The following is a 21,515-nucleotide window of genomic DNA, read 5'->3' on the forward strand; positions in this document are numbered from 1 at the left end:
TCAATGCACATCCTTCCAGTATTCGCGTTTGAGCAGATAGGCGAATACGAAGAAGAAGGCCAGGTACAGCAATACATAGGTACCGATACGCTGGTGTTGCAGTTTGACCGGGTTAGCCGAGTAGGCCAGGAAGGTCACCAGGTTCTTGACCTTCTCGTCGAACTGCTCTTCATTCAGTGCACCGGTCTTAGGCACGATGGTCAATTGATCGCAGGCCTCATGGGTCAGAGGCGTGCCGGTCAACGGATCATATTGCTTCTTACCGTTCTCAACGACCTGAACCTGCTTGCATCCTACCACTTGGCGCCCCTGCAGGCCGACCAGCACGTTAGGCATGCCGACGTTCGGGAACACTTTGTTGTTCACACCCCAGGGGCGTGTCGGATCTTCGTAGAACGACTTCAGATAGCTGTACAGCCAATCGGTGCCACGCACACGAGCGACCAGGGTCAGATCAGGCGGTGCAGCACCGAACCAGGCCTTGGCGTCCGCCGGCTGCATGCCGATGTTCATGTGGTCGCCGATCTTGGCGCCAGTGAAGACCAACTTTTCCAGCATCATTTCATGAGGGATGCCCAGGTCATCGGCAACGCGTTCATAGCGTTGGAACTTGGCGCTGTGGCAACCCATGCAGTAGTTGGCGAACGTACGCGCACCGTCCTGCATGGCGGCTTTGTCGGATACGTCAATATCGACTTTTTCCAGTTCCGGCCCGCCATGTTCGGCAGCGAAGGACAGCAGCGGCAGTGCCGCAAGCATCAATGCAACGAATAATTTTTTCATCAGCCAGTCACCCTTTCCGGAACCGGTTTGGTCTTCTCTAGCCGGGTATAGAACGGCATCAGAATGAAGTAGGCGAAGTACAGGAAGGTGCAGACCTGCGACAGCAACGTCCGCCCCGGGGTTGGCGCCAGTACGCCCAATACGCCCAGGATCACGAAAGCAATGCAGAACACCCACAACCAGATCTTGCTCAACCAGCCCTTGTAACGCATGGACTTGACCGGGCTTCGGTCGAGCCAGGGCAGTACGAACAGCACCGCGATGGCCGCGCCCATGGCGATCACGCCCATAAGCTTGTCTGGGATGGCCCGCAAGATCGCGTAGAACGGCGTGAAGTACCAGACGGGAGCGATGTGCTCAGGTGTCTTGAAGGCATTGGCCTGTTCGAAGTTAGGCTTCTCCAGGAAATAGCCGCCCATCTCCGGGAAAAAGAACACGATCGAGCAGAACACGAACAAGAACACCACTACGCCGACAATGTCTTTGACGGTGTAGTACGGATGGAAGGGAATGCCATCCAGCGGGATACCGTTCTCGTCCTTGTGCTTCTTGATGTCCACGCCATCCGGGTTGTTCGAACCCACTTCGTGCAGAGCCAGGATGTGCAGCACCACCAGTCCCAGGATCACGATGGGCAACGCCACCACATGCAGGGCGAAGAAGCGGTTCAGGGTGATGCCGGAGATCAGGTAGTCACCCCGAATCCACTGGGTCAGGTCATTGCCGATCACGGGGATAGCGCCGAACAGCGAGATGATCACCTGGGCCCCCCAGTACGACATCTGACCCCACGGCAGCAGGTAACCCATGAAGGCTTCGGCCATCAGCGCCAGGTAGATCAGCATGCCGAAGACCCACACCAGTTCACGCGGCTTCTGATAGGAACCGTAGAGCAAACCACGGAACATATGCAGATAGACCACGATAAAGAACGCCGAAGCGCCAGTGGAGTGCAACAACCGCAGGATCGAGCCGTACTCGACGTCACGCATGATGTATTCGACGGAGGCGAATGCCTCTTCCGCCGAAGGGTTGTAGCTCATGGTCAGCCACACGCCGGTAACAATCTGGTTGACCAGCACCAGCAGCGCCAGGGAGCCGAAGAAATAGAAGAAGTTGAAGTTTTTTGGAGCGTAGTACTTGCTGAGATGGTCTTCCCACATTTTGGTGGCGGGGAAGCGCGCATCCACCCAATCCATGAACTTGCTCATCACGCGTTCTCCTTATCGAGGCCAATGACAATAAGGTCGTCAGTTTCGTAGGTATGCGGTGGCACGGGCAGGTTCAGCGGAGCAGGTTGGGACTTGTAGACGCGGCCAGCGAGATCGTAGTGAGAACCGTGGCATGGGCAGAAATAACCGCCGACCCAATCCTGGCCCAGATCGGCAGGGGCCACTTCCGGGCGGAAGGTTGGCGAGCAACCCAAATGGGTACAGAGTCCGACCAGCAACAGAATCTCTGGTTTGATCGAACGCACTTCGTTCTTGGCGTAGGCGGGTTGGTCGGATTTCTCGGACTTCGGGTCAGACAACTGCCCCTCGATCTTTTTAAGATTTCCCAGGATTTCCTCGGTACGACGAACGATGAACACTGGCTGACCGCGCCATTCAGCAATCATCTGCTGGCCTGGCTCGATTTTGCTGACATTCACCTTCACCGGTGCACCTGCGGCTTTCGCCTTGGCACTGGGAAACCATGACCCCACGAACGGGACCGCAGCCCCCACCGCTCCTGCAGCACCCACCACGGATGTGGCTGCTACCAAGAAGCGACGCCGGCCTGCATTCACGCCGTCATTGCTCATTCAGTCCTCTCCCATCAGCTTTTTGGCCTGTTAAATCAGGCGTCTACTAAGTATTAAATCTGAACTTATAAAAATTTTGCCGAATGGTAATGAAAAGCCCCACCTCTGACAAGGGAATTACCCGGAGCTCCGGCTCCAGGCCTTGTAGTATAGGGGGTCTACGGATGTGGCAAGTTGTCACGCCAATTTTTATGCATAAATTGCAGGCAATAAAAAACGCCCAGCTCCGTGAGGAGGCTGGGCGTTCTTCTGGAACGTAAAGCGAATTAACGCTTCGAGTACTGCGGACGCTTACGCGCTTTACGCAGACCGACTTTCTTACGTTCAACTTCACGAGCATCGCGAGTCACGAAGCCAGCTTTGCGCAGAGCGCTACGCAGGGTTTCGTCGTAGCTCATCAGTGCGCGAGTGATACCGTGGCGGATTGCGCCAGCTTGACCACTTACACCGCCACCGATAACGGTGACGTAGATGTCGAACTTTTCAACGGTCTCGGTCAGTTCCAGCGGCTGACGAACTACCATGCGGGCAGTTTCGCGGCCGAAGAAGTTGTCCAGGGAGCGGTTGTTGATCGAGATGTTACCAGTGCCCGGACGCAGGAAAACGCGTGCGGTTGCGGTTTTGCGACGGCCAGTGCCGTAATTTTGAGTCGCCGACATAATGAACTATTCCGTTAAAACTTCAGTTCTTGGGGCTGCTGAGCAGCATGAGGGTGGACAGCGCCCGCATAGACTTTCAGCTTGCGAAACATATCGCGACCCAGTGGGCCCTTCGGCAGCATGCCTTTGACCGCGATTTCGATCGGGGCTTCAGGCTTCTTGGCAATCAGGCCTTCGAAGTTGGAAGACTTGATACCGCCTGGGAAACCGGAGTGACGGTAGTACATTTTGTCGCTTGCTTTGTTGCCGGTTACACGAACCTGCTCAGCGTTGATGATCACGATGTAGTCACCGGTATCGACGTGAGGGGTGTACTCAGGCTTGTGCTTGCCACGCAGACGGCTGGCGACTTCAGTGGCCAGACGACCCAGGGTCTGACCAGCGGCGTCGACGACAAACCAGTCGCGCTGAACTGTTTCCGGTTTTGCAGTAAAAGTTGTCATTCTTTAATAGCCTCAGGGGCCGCCCTGTAAATTAGACGGCGGATCTTACTGAATAGTGCGTACTTTGACAAGTCAAAGGCAGCCGGATACAGACGCTATCGGGGGCTCGGGTCGGCGCGTCCGTTCAACGGCAAGATTCTTCGGCAGGCGGCGCATCACTTCCACTGCAGAAAGAGGTGGGCAATTATGCAGATTGCGAAAAAAAATTCAACCTGCTTTTATGATTGTTTTCCCGAAGGAGTACCCGATGGATTATCGACAGCTGGGCCGTACGGATCTGAACGTGAGCGCGATAGCCTTGGGCACCATGACCTGGGGCGAGCAGAACAGCGAGGCAGAGGCCTTCGCGCAGATCGAACGAGCCAAGGCCGCGGGGATCAACTTTCTCGACACCGCTGAAATGTACCCGGTGCCGCCCAAGGCCGATACCTACGCCACCACCGAACGCTACATCGGCAATTACTTCAAAAGCCGCGGCGACCGTGCCGATTGGATTCTGGCCAGCAAGATCGCCGGCCCCGGCAATACCATCGACTACATTCGCGACGGCCATCTGCGCCACAACCGCAAGCACATCGTCCAAGCGCTGGATGCCAGCCTCAAGCGCCTGCAGACCGACTGGATCGACCTGTATCAATTGCACTGGCCGGAGCGCAGTACCAACTTCTTCGGCCAACTGAGTTACAAACACAAGGACGAAGACGACCTCACGCCGCTGGAGGAAACCCTCGAAGCGCTGGACGAACAGGTCAAGGCCGGCAAGATCCGCCACATCGGTCTGTCCAACGAAACCCCGTGGGGCACCATGAAATTCCTGGCCTTGGCCGAAGCCCGCGGCTGGACGCGCGCGGTATCGATCCAGAACCCGTACAACCTGCTCAACCGCAGCTTTGAAGTGGGCCTGGCGGAAGTCGCGATTCGCGAACAGTGCGGGCTACTGGCCTACTCGCCCCTGGCGTTCGGCATGCTCAGCGGCAAATACGAAAACGGTGCGCGTCCAGCCAAGGCGCGCCTGACCGAATACAGCCGCTTCAGCCGCTACTTCAACCCGCAGTCGGAGGCGGCGTGCAGCCGCTATGTGGCACTGGCGCGCGAACACGGCCTGGACCCGGCGCAGATGGCCTTGGCCTTCGTGACGCAACAGCCGTTCGTGACCAGCAACATTATTGGCGCAACGTCGCTGGCGCAACTGGACAGCAACATTGCCAGTGCTGATCTGAAGCTATCGAAGGAAGTACTTGAAGGGATTGAGGCGATTCAGAAGGATCATCCGAATCCGGCGCCCTGATTGGTCTGTAGACCGTTATCGGGGGCAAGCCCCCTCCCACATTCAAATGCATTCCAATGTGGGAGGGGGCTTGCCCCCGATGACGCATTCATGACCAGCAAAAATCAAAGCGACCGCGCAATGATCTCCTTCATGATCTCATTGGTCCCCGCATAGATCCGCTGCACCCGCGCATCCGCCCAGGCGCGGGCAATCGGGTATTCCCACATAAAGCCGTAGCCACCGTGCAGTTGCACGCACTCGTCGAGCACTTTGCATTGCAGGTCGGTGGCCCAGTACTTGGCCATTACGGCGGTGGGCACGTCGAGTTCCCCTTCAAGGTGCAGCGCCATGCACTGATCGACAAACACCCTACCGACCTGAATCTCAGTGGCCATCTCCGCCAGCTTGAAACGGGTGTTCTGGAAATCGGCGATCGCCTTGCCGAACGCCTTGCGCTCGCGGGTGTATTCCAGGGTCCACGCCAGTGCCGCCTCGGCGGACGACAGCGCACCGATCGCCACCGTCAAACGCTCCTGCGGTAACTCCTGCATCAGATAGGCAAAGCCCATCCCCGCCTGGCCCAAGATGTTCTCCTTGGGCACTCGCACATCCTGGAAGAACAGCTCGGAGGTGTCCTGCGCCTTCATGCCAACCTTCTCCAGACGCTTGCCCTTGGCAAAGCCCGGCGTATCGGCTTCCACCAGAAACAGGCTGGTGCCCTTGGCGCCGGCCTTGGGATCGGTCTTGGCCACCACGATCACCAGGTCGGCGAGATAGCCGTTGGTGATAAAGGTCTTGGAGCCGTTGATCACATACTCATCGCCATCCAGCACGGCGGTAGTCTTGACCCCTTGCAGGTCGGAGCCTGCGCCGGGCTCGGTCATCGCGATGGCGGTGACCATCTCCCCAGAGATCAATTTCGGCAGGTATTTATGCTTCAGCGCCTCACTGCCGTAGTGCAGGATGTAAGGCGCAACAATGTCCGAATGCAGGGAGAAACCAATGCCGGTCAGCCCCAGCCGGCCGATCTCCTCGATCACCACGGCGCTGTAGAGAAAGTCAGCGTCCAAGCCGCCATAAGTGTCCGGCAAGTGGGAGCACAACATGCCGGCCTCCCCCGCCTTGCGCCACAGGTCGCGATCGATATAGCCCTGCTTTTCCCACTGCGCATGGAACGGCACGGCTTCTTTTTCCAGAAAAGTGCGCACGCTCTCACGAAAGAGTTCGTGGTCGGGGCTGAACAAGGTTCTCGGGATCATGGCGCACCTGTTTGGATTGTCGGACAAGGACGAGCTCACAGAGCCTATGCCGCCAAAGCGTCACGGGACACTGGACACATGCGACAAAAAATAAGACGATCCAGCCGTCTGGTGACCACTTTCCCCTATAAGAATAATTGAAATTATGTCTAACCAAATCTCCACGCCATTACGGCGCGTCAGCATTTTGGCCATTGATCGGGTATTCGCTTCAACCCTCATGCAAGCCAAGGATTTCTTCCACCTCGCCAGCCTGCGCTATGGCAAGCAGCAAGGCCTGGGCCTGACACCCGCGTTCGAAACGCGCCTGGTCAGCCCCGACGGGCAGTCGGTGCGCAGCTTCAGCGATGTGATCATGCCGGTGGACGGCGGGCTGGAAGACGCCGACATCATCGTGTTGCCGGCCTTCTGGGATGATTTCGACGCCCTGTGCGGCCGCTACCCCCAAGTGCTGCCCTGGTTGCGCGCGCAACACGCACGCGGCGCCGTGCTGTGCGGCGAAGCCACCGGGGTGTTCTGGCTGGCTGAAGCCGGCCTGCTCGATGGCAAGGAAGCCACTACGTACTGGCGTTTCTTCAACGCCTTCAGCGAACGCTTCCCCAAGGTGCAACTCAATCAGGACAAGCACCTCACCGACGCCGACAACCTCTACTGCGCCGGCGGCACCACCTCAGCGTGCGACCTCTATATCTATCTGATCGAACGCTTCTGCGGCGCCAACATCGCCCAGGCCGTGGCCCGGGACATTCTCTATGAGGTGCAGCGCAGCTATTCGCCTGGACGTATTGGCTTTGGCGGGCAGAAGTTGCACCAGGACGTGATCATCCTGCAGATCCAGCACTGGCTCGAAGAACACTTCGCCGACAAATTCCGCTTCGAAGACGTGGCCCGGGAACATGGCATGAGCATCCGCAACTTCATGCGGCGCTTCCAGACCGCCACCGGTGACAAGCCGCTGCATTACCTGCAACGGTTGCGCATCGAGACGGCAAAGGGCCTGCTCTCAGGCAGCCGCAAGAGCATCAAGACCATCAGTTATGAGGTGGGTTACGACGATGCGAGTTTCTTTGCGCGGCTGTTCAGGCAGCACACGGAGTTGTCGCCGAACCAGTATCGCCAGCAGTTCCAGCAGGCCGCTTAAACCAATGTGAGAGGGGGCAAGCCCCCTCCCACACTTAGGGTTTGTGGCCGCGCGAGAGGAACTCGTGGGACTGCATTTCCAGCAAGCGGCTCAAGGTTCGCTGGAATTCGAAGTTCAAACGACCGCCGGTGTAGAGGTCTTTGAGTTCGACTTCCGCCGAGATGATCAGCTTGACGTTGCGGTCATAGAACTCGTCAACCATGTTGATAAAGCGCCGCGCGATATCGTCGGTGGTGACGCTCATCTGTTCCACGCCGCTGAGGATCACCGCGTGGAAGATCTTGCCCAATTCGATGTAGTCGTTCTGGCTGCGTGGGCCGTCGCATAGCTGGCGGAACTCGAACCAGGCCACGTCGTCGCAGGTGCGTAGGGCGATGATTTCGCGGTTCTCGATCACCAGCTTGTCGTTTTCCACCGCCTGGGTGCATTCCGGCGTGAGCGCACGGAAGCTCTTACGCAAGCTTTCGTGGGCGGCTTCGTTCAACGGGAAGTGATACAGCTCCGCTTGTTCGAGATGACGCAGGCGGTAGTCGACGCCGCTGTCGACGTTGACGATTTCAGTGTGTTGCTTGATCAGCGCAATCGCCGGCAGGAAGCGCGCACGTTGCAGGCCGTCTTTGTACAGGCCGTCGGGCACGATATTCGAGGTGGCGACCAGGGTCACGCCGTTCTTGAACAGCTCTTCCATCAACGTGCCGAGGATCATGGCGTCGGTGATGTCGGAAACGAAGAATTCATCGAAGCAGATCACCCGGGCTTCCTGGGCAAAACGTTTGGCGATGATGGTCAGCGGGTTTTTCTCGCCCGGCAGGGTCTTCATTTCTTCGTGCACACGCTTCATGAAGCGGTGGAAGTGGGTGCGGACTTTTTCCTTGAACGGCAGCGCTTCAAAGAAGGTGTCGACCAGGTAAGTCTTGCCACGGCCCACGCCGCCCCAGAAGTACAGGCCTTTGACCGGCGTGTGGTCTTTCTTGCCAAACAGCTTGCTGAGCATCCCCGGCTTGCTTTGCGAGGCCGCGAGCAGGTCGTCGTACAGACGCTGCAAATGACGCACCGCCGTTTCCTGGGCCGCATCATGGAAGAATTCAGGGCGTTTCAGATCAGCTTGATATCGTTCTAGGGGCGTCATAATTTCGTTAGCAAGGCAACAAAAACGGGCCGTCACTGTAACGACGGCCCTGGATAATGGCAATCAACCCTTGGTCGGGTTAATCCTCGAGGGGGGTCAATGCGACGCGTAGGGCTTCGATGGCCGCGTCAAGCGACGCAGGGTCGGCAAACTCAGCGCTGTCGGCCACCGCGGCGCCGTCCAGCCATACGCTGAAACGCAGACCTTCGGTGCGTACGTCCAACGCTTGACCGCTTTGCAGTTGTTTAGTCACCGCGCCCGCCGCCTTGCCATCGGCAAAGTTGCGTGACAGCAGCAATTGCTCGCCATCGGCGGCCAGCAGGCGGAAACGGAAACTTCCGTCGTCTTCGCGAAAGCTAACGAAGCGCGCCGTCTTGGCGGCTTTCTTCTTGGCACTGACCGGCGCGGCCGCCTGATTGACGAACGAACGCAAGCCTACCGCTTCACGCAACTCGGCGAGGAACGGTGCGGCCACGGCGCGAGCCTTTTTGGCGCCGACCAGCAGCAGGTCTTCCATGTCCGAAGGGCGTGACATCAATTGGTGATAACGCTCGCGGGCCTCACCCAACTGGCTGTCGAGCAGTTGGAACAGACGATTCTTCGCCTCGCCCCAGCCCAGGCCTTGCAGCAGCTCGCCACGGAACTCTTCTTCTTGCGCTTTAGTCGCAAACGCCTGGTACAGCGTGAACAGGTGCGAGTTGTCCGGGTCCTTAGCTTCGCCCGGCGCACGCGAGTCGGTCACGATGCGCGAGATCGCGTCTTTCATGTCCTTGGCGCTGGTGAACAACGGGATGGTGTTGTCGTAGCTCTTGGACATCTTGCGGCCGTCCAGGCCCGGCAAGGTGGCGACGCTTTCTTCGATCAACGCCTCGGGCATGGTGAAGAATTCTTTACCGTTGCCGAACAGGTGGTTGAAACGCTGGCCGATGTCGCGGGCCATTTCCACGTGCTGGATCTGGTCGCGGCCCACCGGCACCTTGTGCGCGTTGAACATCAGAATGTCCGCCGCCATCAGCACCGGGTAGCTATACAGCCCCATGCTGATGCCCGCATCCGGGTCTTCGCCGGCTTCCACGTTCTTATCCACCGACGCTTTGTAAGCGTGAGCGCGGTTGAGCAGGCCCTTGGCGGCGACGCAGGTCAGCAGCCAGGTCAGCTCGGGAATTTCCGGGATGTCGGACTGGCGATAGAACGTCACCCGGTTCACATCCAGACCACCGGCCAGCCAAGTCGCGGCGATTTCCATGCGCGAGCGCTGTATGCGCTGCGGGTCATCGCATTTGATCAGGGCGTGGTAGTCGGCCAGAAAGTAGAAGGAATCGGCATTGGCATCCTGGCTGGCGAGGATGGCCGGGCGAATCGCACCGGCGTAGTTGCCCAGGTGCGGCGTGCCGGTGGTGGTGATGCCGGTGAGGATACGGGTACGAGTCGTCATGGGTAATCGCTTATCAGACTGCTATCAATTCGAGAGACGCGGCAGCACCAGATCCTTGAGATCGGTGAGCTTGCCGTGAAAAAAGTGCCCGCATTCTGCCACTTTCAGCAGCTCATGGGGGCGTTTCAACGCGGCGGACCAGTCGTAAACCAACTGCGGCTCGACTACTTCGTCGGTTTCCGGCTGGATCAGGGTCAATGGGCAGTTCTGGGGCAGCACATCGCTGTCGCTCAAACGCATCACGGCAGCGGCGACCATGAACAGGTGCGCGAGTTTTTCGCCTTTGGCCTCCAGGCGCCCGCCGAGGCTCGCCGCCACATAGCCACCAAAGGAAAAACCGAGCAAGGTGATCGGCAGGTCCGGGTGTTTTTCCCGCAGCCAGGTGACGGCCGCTTCGGCGTCGTCCACTTCGCCGCTGCTCATGTCGTGAGTGCCGGCACTGGCGCCGACGCCACGGTAATTGAAGCGCAGCGTGATCAAACCGGCATCGCGGGCGGTGCGTTGCAGGGTCGACACGACTTTATTGAGCATGGTCCCGCCCTGCACCGGGTTAGGGTGGCAGATCAGCGCCAGGCCAAGTGGTTCGGGCTGATCCAGGTACAAGGCTTCCAACTGGCCTACCGGGCCATCGATCAAAACGGGGGTTTCACGCATGAGCAAGGAATGAACTCCGTGACCTCTCAATGGGTCGACTCGTCTAGCTAAAAATCTGTGCATGACATCATTGCGAGCTTAATCGCGGTATACAGCGCAGGTCCGAGCCGTTAACGTAAAGCAAAGCCGTTTATAGAGGAAGGACTCGTGGAACACTCGCTCTTAGTTTGGTTGTTGCCGACTCTTGCCCTGGTTGCCGGTGTCGCCATTGGATTCCTGGTTGCTCGCCTGCTGCCGAATGCCGCGCCTAACCGCACGCAGCGTCAGCTCGATGACATCCAGGAACGTTTTGACAGTTATCAGAACGAGGTTGTTACCCACTTCAATAGCACTGCGACCCTGGTCAAGAAGCTCACTCAGAGCTACCAGGAAGTACAGGATCATCTCGCCGATGGCGCTAACCGCCTGGCTCTCGACGACATTACCCGCCAGCGCCTGCTGGCCGCGCTGCACTCCGATGCACCGCAAACACCACGGGAACGCCTGACCCCGCCCCGGGAAAATCAGGAACCGCCACGGGATTACGCGCCAAAAACGGCGGATGCCCCCGGCATGCTGGATGAGCATTACGGCTTGAAGAAGTAAGTCTTTTCAAGCAGCAAAAAAGCCCGGTTGATCGATGATCAACCGGGCTTTTTGTTGGGCCTCGTTTCTCGGAATAGTGGGCTTCAGGCCACGGGTTGCTCTTGAAGCCAACCGCCTTCGATCCGCACATGCCGGCCATGGAAGCGCTTGAGGCTGCTGCGATGGCCGACGCTGACGATGCTCAACCCCGGCAGTTCATCGATCAATGCTTGATACAGCGTGGCCTCATCCTCTTCGTCCATCGCCGATGTGGCTTCGTCCATGTATAGCCATTGCGGGGCATACAGCAACGCGCGGGCGAAGGCCAGGCGCTGCTGCTCGCCCGGTGAAAGCATGCGCTGCCAGTGGTTGGGCTCATCCAGACGGTCCACCAGATGCGGCAGGCGGCAGGTTTGCAAGACCTGTGCATAACGTTGCGCCGAATAGACGCCGTCGTCCTGTGGGTAACTCAACGCAGCCTTCAACGTGCCGATTGGCAGGTAAGGCTTTTGCGGCAGGAACAAGTAACGCTTGGCCGGCAGGCGAATGCTGCCGTGGCCGGCCGGCCACAAATGCCCCATCGCGCGCAGCAAGGTACTTTTACCGCTGCCAGAGCGGCCACTGAGCATCACACGCTGGCCCGGTTCGACCACCATGTTCGCATCGGTCAGCAGATGGCGGCCGTCCGCCAGGTTCATGCCCAACCCTTGCACCACAAGGCGCTCTCCCTCCGAGCTGACGTCGATGGCTGCCGGGCGCTGCTCGTTTTCACTCATGGCCTGCTGGAAGCTCAACAGACGATCGCTGGTGGCGCGCCAGCTGGCCAGCTCGGTGTACGCGCTGATAAACCAGCTGAAGTTATCCTGCACGTTGCCGAACGCCGAATTGATTTGCATCAGCTCGCCCAGCTCGATCTTGCCGGTGAAGTAACGCGGCGCGGCAACGATGAATGGAAAGATGATTGCGATCTGGCTGTAGCCGGCGGTGAAAAACGTCAAGCGCTTGGACACCTTCATAATGTCCCAGAAGTTATGCCAAACCTTGCTGAAGCGTTCGCTCAAACGCTGGTTTTCGTTCGGTTCGCCGTTGTACAGGGCGATGCTCTCGGCATTCTCGCGCACACGCACCATGGAAAAACGCAGGTCCGCCTCGAAGCGCTGTTGCTGATTGCTCAAGCCGATCAAGCGTCGTCCGATCAGGTGGGTGAGCCAACTGCCGACGGCGGCATACAACAATGCGCACCAGAACATATAACCAGGGATAGTGATGCCGAACACTTCGATACTGCCCGAAACACCCCACAGGATGATCGAGAATGACACCAGGCTGACGATGTTGCGCAACAGCCCGAGCCCCAGGCTCAAGGTGCCGGTGGTGAAACTGTTGAGGTCTTCGGAAATCCGCTGGTCTGGGTTATCGGTGTAACCGCCCTGCTCCAGCTGGTAGTAGTTTTTGTGGGCGAGCCAGCGCGCAAAGTGCTTTTCGGTGAGCCAGGCGCGCCAGCGGATGGTCAGCATCTGGGTCAGGTACAAGCGATACACCGCGCCCAGGATCGCCACGGCGGCAATTGCACCGAAATAACCGATCAATTGCCAAAAGGCGGCCGTGTCCTTCTTTTCGAGGGCGTTGTAGAAGTCCTTGTACCAATGGTTGATCCACACCGAGATCGCGACGCTGAACAGCGAAAGGCCGATCACCGCCACCAACAACAACCAAGCCTTGCCCTTCTCTTCACTGCGCCAATAGGGCGTGATAATCGCCCAGGTTCGTCGAAAGAATTGCCCCCGCACCGCGTCATTGACTGCGGAGTACTCAGCGTTCTGATTCATCGTTCAGGCTCGGTAGGGAAAACATCACAGGCGTTTGAGCCGATCATAGGCGATCGGTTCAGGACGTCCTACAAGCTGAAGCGATTCGTTCAGTCGGGGTTCAGCGCCGTACCGGGCGCTTCTGCAGCTTGCGCTGCAACGTCCGGCGATGCATGCCCAGAGCACGGGCGGTGGCGGAGATATTGCCTTCGTGCTCGGTGAGTACGCGCTGGATATGCTCCCACTGCAAGCGGTCCACCGACATCGGGTTTTCCGGCACCAGGGTGTCGAGGTCGGCATGTTCGGACAGTAGCGCGGCGAGCACGTCGTCGGCGTCCGCCGGCTTGCACAGATAATTGCAGGCACCGCGCTTGATAGCCTCGACCGCCGTGGCGATGCTGGAGTAACCGGTGAGAATGACCACGCGCATTTCCGGGTCCAATTCCAGCAATTTGGGCAGCAGCACCAGGCCGGAGTCGCCGTCCATTTTCAGGTCGAGCGCGGCGTAGTCCGGCAGGTCGGCCTGGGCGATGGTCAGGCCCTCTTCGGCGGAACCGGCGGTGCTTACGCGAAAACCGCGACGGCTCATGGCGCGCGCCATCACGCGGGTAAATGTGGCGTCGTCATCTACCAGCAACAGGTGCGGCAGTTCTTCGCCTTCGACTTGGATCTCATCACTCATCGATATCTCCTCGTGCGACACGGGGCAGGCGCAGCTCGGTGAGCGTGCCGCCGTCCTCATGACTATAGAGCTTCACTGAGCCGCCGGCGCGGGTCACGCTGGCCTTGCTCAAAAACAGACCGAGGCCGAAGCCCTTGCCCTTGGTGGTAAAAAACGGTTTGCCGATCTGCTCGGCAATGGCCAACGGCACGCCCGCACCGTGGTCGCGAATGCTGATGGTGAGGTTTTCCGTGTCCCAGTCCAACTGCACTTCGAGTCCTTCGGGGCAGGCATCAGCGGCATTGTTCAACAGGTTGAGCAGCGCCTGGGTCAAGTCCGGCGGCGGCGCCATGCGCGGCACCGGGCCCTGCCCCAGTAGATGGAATCGGTAACTGGCCTCGGGGCGCATCAGGTGCCAGCGGTTCAGGGCTTCGTCGAGCCACTGGGTCACGTCCTGCATCTCCACCGCCAGGCGGCGGTTGGCTTCGGCGGCGCGTACCAGTTGCTGCAAGGTTTGCTTGCACTGCTTGACCTGTTCGCGCAGCACGCCGAGATCCTCTTGCAGCGCCGGGTCGTGATGGTCCTGGGTCATCTCGTTAAGCAGCACGCTCATGGTCGCCAGCGGCGTACCTAATTCGTGAGCCGCGCCGGCCGCTTGAGTGGCCACGGCCAGCAATTGCTGGTCGCGCAAGCCTTCTTCACGGCGAATGGCCCGCAGTTCTTCCTGCCGGCGCAGTTCTTCGGCCATGCGCGCGGCAAAGAAAGTGATCACGGCGGCCGACAGGGCAAAGCTCAACCACATCCCGTAGATCTGCAGGTTTTCCCGAGCGATAGGGAACGTCTGCAACGGATAGAACTGAGCCAGCAACAGGGTATAGAGGGTCAGCGCGATCCCGGACAGCACCACCGAGTAGCGCCACGGCAAGGTCACGGCGGCGATGGTCAGAGGCACCAGGTAATACGAAACGAAGGGGTTGGTGGAACCGCCGGAGAAGTAAAGCAACACACTGTGGATAAACAGATCACAGGCCAGTTGCAGGGCGTACTCCAGCTCGGTCACCGGCCAGGTGGTGCGCAGCCGGATGGCGGTAAACACACAGAGCACGGTGGAAAAACCCAGGGTCACGCCCAGTTGCAGCCACGGCAGCGGCAGCAGATCGAACCAATAGGCAAGCCCAACCGAGCCGGCCTGCGCGGCCAGTACCAGGATGCGAATGAACGTCAGGCGCCAGAGGTTCTGGCGAGTGGCGGAAGTCAGTTTTACGGCGGCGAGCATGAGCTCTCCCGATGAGTGCTGCAGGCGGATCGGCAGGAGTATAAACGAAGCAGACCGGCTGGCACGGCGTGTGTGGCTCTTTGACGCAGGTACGCTGCATGACCGTTCGTCGCCCACACGACAACCCGTAGTGAATGTGTAAACCCGAAGAACCCGACATCAACGTCTACAGTCATATCCACAGGATCAACCCAAGGAGCTTTTATGTCTCGTTTCATTCGCAGCGCAGCCGTTCTAACCCTTAGCGCCAGCACCCTGGCCAGCCTTTCGGCGATGGCGGCCGATGAACTGCACTACAACCAGATCTCCCTGCGTGCGGAGGTCAGCCAGGAAGTAGCCCGCGACAAGATGATCGTGACCCTTTACACCGAAGCTCAAAACGCCGACCCCGCCAAACTCGCGGCCGACATCACCACTACCTTGAACACAGCGTTGGGCCAGGCCCGCGAAGTCAAGGCCGTCACCTTGCGTCAAGGCAGCCGTAACAGCTACCCGATCTACGACAACAAGAACCAGAAAATCACCGGCTGGCGCGAGCGTGCTGAGCTGCGCCTGGAAAGTGCGGATTTCCCGGCGCTGTCCAAGCTCACGGGCGAGCTGCTCAACACCCTGAAAATGGCAAACATGGACTTCACCATCGCCGATAGCACCCGCAAGGCCAGTGAAGACGCCTTGCTCAAAGACGCCGTAGCAGCCTTCAAGGCCCGTGCCCAATTGGCCACCGATGCGTTGGGCGGCAAGGGTTACAAAATCGTCAACTTAAACTTCAATACCAATGGCTACCCGCAACCTTACGAGCGCGGCGCAATGATGATGAAGGCCGCCATGATGGATGCGGCACCGGCCCCCGAAGTGGAACCCGGCACCAGTAAGGTCACTATGTCGGCGGATGGGGTGATTGAAGTTCAGATCCCCTGATTACCCGAGCCCGACCTCTAATAACAACGCTGCCTCCGGGCAGCGTTTCTTGCTTTACCAAAAGCTGCCCGCATGACCACGCCATAAAGACTCCGCAGCCGTTTTTTCGCGCCCTGCTGGAGTCGCTAAATCGTCGTTAAAACGCCCCTTCCAATGTCGGCACGCCGATCAGGCTCAATCAGAGCTCGCGTTGTCACTACCTCACACCCCCAGAACGACGGTAACCTCGCAGACAGCCGTTTTCGTATGGCCAGCTTTTGTATGCCAGCCACTTCAGGGGTCTCCATGGAAAGAATTGCCTTCAAACCGCTGCTCCTCGCCGCCAGTCTCCTGGCCTGTATGCCCGCAGCGCACGCAGCCAGCACTCTGGTCTATTGCTCCGAAGCCAGCCCTGCCGGGTTCGACCCTAGCCAATACACCAGTGGCACCGACTTTGATGCGTCCGCCGAAACCGTGTTCAATCGCCTGACCCAGTTCAAGCGTGGCGGCACTGAGGTCGAGCCTGGGTTGGCGACCCGCTGGGAGGTATCCAACGACGGCCTGACCTACACCTTCCACCTGCGAGAAGGCGTCAAGTTCCACACCACTGACTTCTTCAAACCCACTCGTGATTTCAACGCGGATGACGTGCTATTCACCTTCAACCGCCTGTTGGACGCCGAAACCCCGTTCCGCAAGGCTTATCCTTCCGAGTCGCCGTACTTGACCGACATGGGCCTGAACACCACGATCAAGAGCGTCGACAAACTCGACGAGCACACCGTACGTTTCAGCCTGAACAACGTCGATGCCGCGTTCGTGCAGAACCTGGCCATGAGCTTTGCCTCCGTGCAATCGGCCGAGTACGCGGGCCAGTTGTTGAAAGACGGCAAGGCCGAAGATATCAACCAGAAGCCGGTGGGCACCGGGCCGTTCGTGTTCAAGCGTTATCAGAAGGACTCGCAGATCCGCTACGTGGCCAATAAACAGTATTGGAAACCCGAGGATGTGAAGCTCGACAACCTGGTCTTCGCGATTACCCCCGACGCCGCTTCGCGCCTGCAAAAACTCAAGGCCGGCGAATGCCAGGTCAGCGGCTATCCGCGCCCTGCCGACATTGAGGTGATGAAACAGGACCCGAATCTGCGCGTGCTGCAACAAGCCGGTTTCAACCTGGGCTTCTTGGCCTACAACGTGACGCATCCGCCGTTGGATCAGTTGAAAGTGCGCCAGGCTCTGGACATGGCCATCGACAAGCAGGCGATTATCAAAGCGGTGTATCAAGGTGCCGGACAATTGGCGCAGAACGCGCTGCCACCGGCCCAGTGGTCTTATGACCCATCGGTGAAGGACGCGCCCTACGACCCGGTCAAAGCCAAGGCGCTACTAAAAGAAGCAGGGGTTGCACCCGGCACCACCCTCAACCTGTGGGCGATGACCGTACAACGCGCATCCAACCCGAACGCGCGCATGTCGGCCCAGATGATTCAACAGGATTGGGCCAAGGTGGGCATCAACGCCAATATCGTCAGCTACGAATGGGGCGAGTACATCAAACGGGCCAAAAATGGCGAGCACGACGCCATGATTTACGGCTGGACCGGCGATAACGGCGACCCGGACAACTGGCTCGGCGTGCTCTACAGTTGTGCCGCGGTCAAGGGCAGCAACTACGCCAAATGGTGTAACCCGGCGTACGACAAACTGGTGCAGCAGGCCAAAGTGAGCAACGACCGCGAGCAGCGCATCAAGTGGTATCAACAGGCACAAAAAATTCTTAAGGAACAAGTACCTATAACGCCTATTGCGAACTCGACGGTTTTCCAACCTCTGCGCAAGGAAGTCAAAGACTTCAAAATCAGCCCCTTTGGGCTCACGCCCTTTTATGGCGTGAGTCTGGAGAAGTAACAGTGACGCCCCAACCGAGTGCGCTAGACGCCTCGGTTGGCCTTTCTTGGTGCAGCCTGCGCACCGAAAAAACCCTCAAAACAGGCGCAAATATGTCAAAACTTTCATAATTGCGACATTCCTGTACGCTCGTACCACTCTTTGCGCCTTGCAACAGTTCAACGTCTTGCATTGGGTATGGCGCCTGCATAAGTATCCGCAGGCCGACTCACGAGGTCGCCCTCACCACCAAAAATGACAACAAATCATGAGGCCAACATGCTTAAACACGCAGTCCTTCCGTTATTAGTGAGCGCGGGCCTTATGGCCGCGGCCCCATTCGCCCATGCGGCGACTAACCTGGTGTTCTGCTCCGAAGGGAGCCCGGCCGGTTTCGATCCAGGCCAGTACACCACCGGAACAGACTTCGATGCTTCGGCCGAAACCATGTTCAACCGTCTGAGCCAGTTCGAACGCGGCGGCACCGCCGTGGTACCTGGCCTGGCCACCAGCTGGGACGTATCCCCGGATGGCCTGACCTACACCTTCCATCTGCGCGAAGGCGTCAAGTTCCACACCACCCCATACTTCAAGCCCACTCGTGAATTCTCGGCTGACGACGTACTGTTCACCTTCAATCGGATGATCAACAAAGACGATCCATTCCGTAAGGCCTACCCCACCGAGTTCCCGTATTTCACGGACATGGGGATGGACACCAACATCAAGAACATCGAAAAAATCGATGACCACACCGTCAAGTTCACCCTTGGCACCGTGGACGCGGCATTTATCCAGAACCTGGCCATGAGCTTCGCGTCGATCCAGTCGGCGGAATACGCGGCCCAGCTGCTGAAAGAAGGCAAGCCTGCGGACATCAACCAGAAGCCGATCGGCACTGGCCCGTTCGTGTTCAAGAGCTACCAGAAAGACTCCAACATCCGTTACACCGGCAACAAGGATTACTGGAAGCCTGAAGACGTGAAGATCGACAACCTGATCTTCGCCATCACCACTGACCCGTCGGTGCGTATCCAGAAGCTCAAGAAAAACGAATGCCAGATCACCTTGTTCCCACGTCCGGCCGACCTGAAGGCGCTGGGCGAAGACAAAGACCTGAAACTGCCGCACCAGGCCGGTTTCAACCTGGGCTACGTGGCCTACAACGTCATGGACAAAATCAAAGGCAGCGACCAGCCCAACCCGCTGGCTGACCTGCGCGTACGCCAGGCACTGGACATGTCGGTGAACAAGCAGCAGATCATCGACTCCGTCTACCAAGGCGCGGGCCAACTGGCCGTCAACGCCATGCCGCCGACCCAGTGGTCCTATGACACCACCATCAAGGACGCCAAGTACGACCCTGAGAAAGCCAAGGCGCTGCTCAAGGAAGCCGGCGTCAAGGAAGGGACCGAGATCGTGCTGTGGGCCATGCCGGTTCAGCGTCCTTACAACCCGAACGCCAAGCTGATGGCAGAAATGCTGCAGAACGATTGGTCGAAGATCGGCCTGAAGGTCAAGATCACCAGCTACGAGTGGGGCGAGTACATCAAGCGCTCCAAAGGCGGCGAGAACCAGGCCATGATCATTGGCTGGAGCGGCGACAATGGTGACCCGGACAACTGGCTGAACGTGCTGTTCGGCTGCGATTCGCTGGCCGGTAACAACTTCTCCAAGTGGTGTGACAAGAAATTCGACGGTATCGTGAAAGAGGCCAAGGCCACTTCCGACGTCGCTAAACGCACCGAGCTGTACAAGCAGGCGCAACATATCCTCAAAGATGCAGTCCCGATGACACCTATCGCGCACTCGACGGTGTATCAACCCATGCGTAACACCGTACAGGACTTCAAGATCAGCCCGTTTGGCTTGAACTCCTTCTATGGCGTGAGCGTAAGCGGCAAGTAAGGACCAGTGACGGCGACGTTTCATAACGTCGCCGTTATTGCATCCGCCAGACCAGTAGGAAACAGACCACGCCCGCATCCGTTGCGTCCTACAGCAACGAACTGCGGTCCGCGACTCCGTTGCCTACAAGGTCAATCCGATTTGGCGCATTTACTGCGAACTCCGCGACCCATAACGTCGTAGGACAGCAGCGGTAGCCATATGGGAAAGGCACTTGCTGTGCGTGGGATCAGTGATGTCTCCCAGTCCGAAAGGCTGGGCGGTTGCTCGCTGATGACAACTACAAACAAGGATCGGGATCGTCATGCGCCATACCACCGTTCTATCCGCAATTTTTGGCACCAGCCTGCTGGCTGTGGCCACGATGGGCCAAGCCGCCGACAAGAAGAGCCTGGTGTTCTGCTCCGAAGGCAGCCCCGCAGGGTTCGATACAGCGCAGTACACCACCGCCACCGACAACGACGCGGCCGAGCCGCTGTACAACCGCTTGGTCGAGTTCGAGAAAGGCGCGACCAACGTAATACCTGGGTTGGCGACCAAGTGGGATATTTCAGAAGATGGCCTGACCTACACCTTCCATCTGCGTGAAGGGGTGAAATTCCACAGCAACAAGGAATTCAAGCCGACGCGGGACTTCAATGCCGACGACGTGCTGTTCACCTTCAACCGCATGCTTGACCCGGATCATCCGTTCCGCAAGGCCTACCCCACCGAGTTTCCGTACTTCAACGGGATGAGCCTGAACAAGAACATCGCCAAGGTCGAGAAAACCGACCCGTATACCGTGGTGATGACCCTGAACACGGTGGACGCCGCGTTCGTGCAAAACATCGCCATGAGCTTCGCCGCGATTCTGTCAGCCGAATACGCCGAGCAATTGCTCAAGGAAGGCAAGCCCAGCGACATCAACCAGAAGCCGATCGGCACCGGGCCGTTCGTATTCCAGCGTTACCAGAAAGACTCGCAGATCCGTTACGTGGCCAACAAACAATACTGGGACCCGAGCCGCGTGAAGCTCGACCAGTTGATTTTCGCCATCAACACCGATGCCTCGGTGCGCGTGCAAAAACTCAAGGCAGGCGAATGCCAGGTGACCCTGCACCCGCGTCCGGCGGACGTCGATGCGCTCAAGGCCGACCCGAACCTACAACTGCTGACCAAACCGGGTTTCAACCTCGGTTACATCGCCTACAACGTGCGTCACAAGCCCTTCGACCAGCTTGAAGTGCGCCAGGCGCTGGACATGGCGGTGAACAAGCAAAGCATCCTCAATGCCGTGTACCAGGGCGCCGGGCAACTGGCGGTCAACGCCATGCCGCCGACCCAATGGTCCTACGACGAAACCATCAAAGATGCCGCCTACAACCCGGAAAAAGCCAAGGAACTGCTCAAGGCCGCCGGCGTGAAGGAAGGCACCGAGATCACCCTGTGGGCGATGCCGGTGCAACGGCCGTACAACCCCAACGCCAAGCTGATGGCCGAGATGCTGCAAAGCGACTGGGCCAAGATCGGCCTCAAGGTCAAGATCGTCAGCTACGAGTGGGGCGAATACATCAAGCGCACCAAGAACGGTGAGCACGATGTCAGCCTGATCGGCTGGACCGGCGACAACGGTGACCCGGACAACTGGCTGGGCACCCTCTACAGCTGCGACGCCATCGGTGGGAACAACTACTCGATGTGGTGTGACCCGGCGTACGACAAGCTGATCAAGCAAGCCAAGGTCGTAACCGACCGTGAACAAAGGACTGTTCTATACAAACAGGCGCAGCAACTGCTCAAGCAGCAGGTGCCGATCACGCCCGTCGCCCACTCGACGGTCAACCAGCCGTTAAGCGTCAAAGTCGAAGGGTTCAAAGTCAGCCCCTTCGGCCGCAACGTGTTCTCGGGCGTCAGTATTACCCCATAAGAAAATAACCGGATTGCGCAGGGCAAAG

19 protein-coding genes are annotated in these 21,515 nt (G+C 58.5%); 7 read left to right on the forward strand and 12 right to left on the reverse strand.

Annotated features, from left to right (window positions below):
* The 5 genes from FIV35_RS14545 to rplM all read right to left on the reverse strand — a co-directional run bounded on the left by FIV35_RS14545 (position 1) and on the right by rplM (position 3,689).
* Positions 1-783 carry a cytochrome c1 gene (locus FIV35_RS14545; protein WP_034095879.1) on the reverse strand — a complete coding sequence of 261 codons (783 nt, stop codon included), beginning with the start codon at positions 781-783 and terminating at the stop codon, positions 1-3.
* Positions 783-1,994: a cytochrome b gene (locus FIV35_RS14550; protein ID WP_034136967.1), complete on the reverse strand. Its 1,212-nt coding sequence runs from the start codon at positions 1,992-1,994 to the stop codon at positions 783-785. The genes FIV35_RS14545 and FIV35_RS14550 overlap by 1 nt, the downstream gene beginning before the upstream one ends.
* Positions 1,994-2,587, reverse strand: a complete 594-nt coding sequence (petA, locus tag FIV35_RS14555) for a ubiquinol-cytochrome c reductase iron-sulfur subunit (protein WP_034136966.1) — start codon at positions 2,585-2,587, stop codon at positions 1,994-1,996. Before petA ends, FIV35_RS14550 begins: the two co-directional genes overlap by 1 nt.
* Before the next feature lie 266 nt (positions 2,588-2,853).
* Entirely contained in the window at positions 2,854-3,246 is a 393-nt protein-coding gene (rpsI, locus tag FIV35_RS14560; protein ID WP_016971570.1) for a 30S ribosomal protein S9, read from the reverse strand.
* 14 nt (positions 3,247-3,260) lie between these two features.
* On the reverse strand, positions 3,261-3,689 hold the full coding sequence (gene rplM, locus FIV35_RS14565) for a 50S ribosomal protein L13 (protein WP_003188508.1): 429 nt from the start codon (positions 3,687-3,689) through the stop codon (positions 3,261-3,263).
* A 247-nt stretch (positions 3,690-3,936) separates the two neighbouring features.
* Here rplM and FIV35_RS14570 point away from each other — a divergent pair, with 247 nt between their 5' ends.
* The gene (locus FIV35_RS14570; RefSeq protein WP_034136965.1) at positions 3,937-4,977 is read left to right on the forward strand and encodes an NADP(H)-dependent aldo-keto reductase; all 1,041 of its coding nucleotides are present in this window, start codon (positions 3,937-3,939) and stop codon (positions 4,975-4,977) included.
* 104 nt (positions 4,978-5,081) lie between these two features.
* Here FIV35_RS14570 and FIV35_RS14575 read toward each other — a convergent pair whose 3' ends face one another.
* Positions 5,082-6,218, reverse strand: a complete 1,137-nt coding sequence (locus FIV35_RS14575; protein WP_034136964.1) for an acyl-CoA dehydrogenase family protein — start codon at positions 6,216-6,218, stop codon at positions 5,082-5,084.
* A 220-nt stretch (positions 6,219-6,438) separates the two neighbouring features.
* Between FIV35_RS14575 and FIV35_RS14580 the strand changes: the two genes are divergently transcribed.
* A complete protein-coding gene (locus tag FIV35_RS14580) occupies positions 6,439-7,359 on the forward strand; it encodes a GlxA family transcriptional regulator (RefSeq protein WP_169868007.1) in 921 nt (306 codons plus the stop codon).
* A 34-nt stretch (positions 7,360-7,393) separates the two neighbouring features.
* Here FIV35_RS14580 and zapE read toward each other — a convergent pair whose 3' ends face one another.
* The 3 genes from zapE to FIV35_RS14595 form a co-directional block, all read right to left on the reverse strand.
* On the reverse strand, positions 7,394-8,488 hold the full coding sequence (gene zapE, locus FIV35_RS14585; protein WP_034095873.1) for a cell division protein ZapE: 1,095 nt from the start codon (positions 8,486-8,488) through the stop codon (positions 7,394-7,396).
* Positions 8,489-8,567: 79 nt separating this feature from the next.
* Positions 8,568-9,923 carry a tryptophan--tRNA ligase gene (locus FIV35_RS14590; RefSeq protein ID WP_034136963.1) on the reverse strand — a complete coding sequence of 452 codons (1,356 nt, stop codon included), beginning with the start codon at positions 9,921-9,923 and terminating at the stop codon, positions 8,568-8,570.
* Between the two features lie 24 nt (positions 9,924-9,947).
* Positions 9,948-10,577, reverse strand: a complete 630-nt coding sequence (locus tag FIV35_RS14595; RefSeq protein WP_034136962.1) for an alpha/beta hydrolase — start codon at positions 10,575-10,577, stop codon at positions 9,948-9,950.
* A gap of 147 nt (positions 10,578-10,724) precedes the next feature.
* On the opposite strand from FIV35_RS14595, the gene FIV35_RS14600 reads away from it, so the two are divergent.
* On the forward strand, positions 10,725-11,162 hold the full coding sequence (locus FIV35_RS14600; RefSeq protein ID WP_034095870.1) for a Z-ring associated ZapG family protein: 438 nt from the start codon (positions 10,725-10,727) through the stop codon (positions 11,160-11,162).
* Positions 11,163-11,245: 83 nt separating this feature from the next.
* On the opposite strand, the gene FIV35_RS14605 is transcribed toward FIV35_RS14600, so the two are convergent.
* The 3 genes from FIV35_RS14605 to FIV35_RS14615 all read right to left on the reverse strand — a co-directional run bounded on the left by FIV35_RS14605 (position 11,246) and on the right by FIV35_RS14615 (position 14,886).
* Positions 11,246-12,970: an ABC transporter ATP-binding protein/permease gene (locus FIV35_RS14605; RefSeq protein WP_034136961.1), complete on the reverse strand. Its 1,725-nt coding sequence runs from the start codon at positions 12,968-12,970 to the stop codon at positions 11,246-11,248.
* A gap of 100 nt (positions 12,971-13,070) precedes the next feature.
* The gene (locus tag FIV35_RS14610; RefSeq protein WP_003171731.1) at positions 13,071-13,631 is read right to left on the reverse strand and encodes a response regulator transcription factor; all 561 of its coding nucleotides are present in this window, start codon (positions 13,629-13,631) and stop codon (positions 13,071-13,073) included.
* Entirely contained in the window at positions 13,624-14,886 is a 1,263-nt protein-coding gene (locus FIV35_RS14615) for an ATP-binding protein (RefSeq protein ID WP_034095868.1), read from the reverse strand. The genes FIV35_RS14610 and FIV35_RS14615 overlap by 8 nt, the downstream gene beginning before the upstream one ends.
* Positions 14,887-15,090: 204 nt before the next feature.
* Between FIV35_RS14615 and FIV35_RS14620 the strand changes: the two genes are divergently transcribed.
* From FIV35_RS14620 to FIV35_RS14635, 4 genes are all read left to right on the forward strand, one after another.
* Entirely contained in the window at positions 15,091-15,804 is a 714-nt protein-coding gene (locus FIV35_RS14620) for an SIMPL domain-containing protein (protein ID WP_034136960.1), read from the forward strand.
* A 285-nt stretch (positions 15,805-16,089) separates the two neighbouring features.
* Positions 16,090-17,691 carry an ABC transporter substrate-binding protein gene (locus FIV35_RS14625; RefSeq protein WP_034136959.1) on the forward strand — a complete coding sequence of 534 codons (1,602 nt, stop codon included), beginning with the start codon at positions 16,090-16,092 and terminating at the stop codon, positions 17,689-17,691.
* Positions 17,692-17,949: 258 nt separating this feature from the next.
* Positions 17,950-19,578, forward strand: a complete 1,629-nt coding sequence (locus FIV35_RS14630; RefSeq protein ID WP_034136958.1) for an ABC transporter substrate-binding protein — start codon at positions 17,950-17,952, stop codon at positions 19,576-19,578.
* A gap of 364 nt (positions 19,579-19,942) precedes the next feature.
* On the forward strand, positions 19,943-21,487 hold the full coding sequence (locus tag FIV35_RS14635) for an ABC transporter substrate-binding protein (protein ID WP_376782725.1): 1,545 nt from the start codon (positions 19,943-19,945) through the stop codon (positions 21,485-21,487).
* Positions 21,488-21,515: the final 28 nt, after the last annotated feature.

Source organism: Pseudomonas rhodesiae, from assembly GCF_007858255.1.
Taxonomy (GTDB): Bacteria; Pseudomonadota; Gammaproteobacteria; order Pseudomonadales; family Pseudomonadaceae; genus Aquipseudomonas; species Aquipseudomonas rhodesiae.